This window comes from Pseudomonas sp. NY11955 (genome assembly GCF_048068035.1).
Classification (GTDB): Bacteria; Pseudomonadota; Gammaproteobacteria; order Pseudomonadales; family Pseudomonadaceae; genus Aquipseudomonas.
Genome location: NZ_JBLUPS010000070.1, coordinates 1 through 266, shown reverse-complemented (window position 1 = coordinate 266; position 266 = coordinate 1). Strand labels below are relative to the sequence as shown.

Below are 266 nucleotides of genomic sequence, written 5' to 3'. Positions count from 1 at the left end.
GCATCGCCGATGGTAGTGTGGGGTTTCCCCATGTGAGAGTAGGTCATCGTCAAGATTCATTTCGCAAAACCCCTATCTGCACATGCAGGTAGGGGTTTTGTCTTTAAGTAGGAACTACAGAGATTCGCAGGCACGTCCGAGGGACGGGCCAGCACACAGAATTTCTTGACGACCATAGAGCATTGGAACCACCTGATCCCATCCCGAACTCAGCAGTGAAACGATGCATCGCCGATGGTAGTGTGGGGTTTCCCCATGTGAGAGTA

Annotated in this window: 1 rRNA gene; it reads left to right on the top strand. The window is 51.9% G+C overall.

Annotated features, from left to right (window positions below):
* Nucleotides 1-164 precede the first annotated feature (164 nt).
* Nucleotides 165-266, top strand: a 5S ribosomal RNA gene (gene rrf / locus ACNFBR_RS29315); the annotation flags it as partial.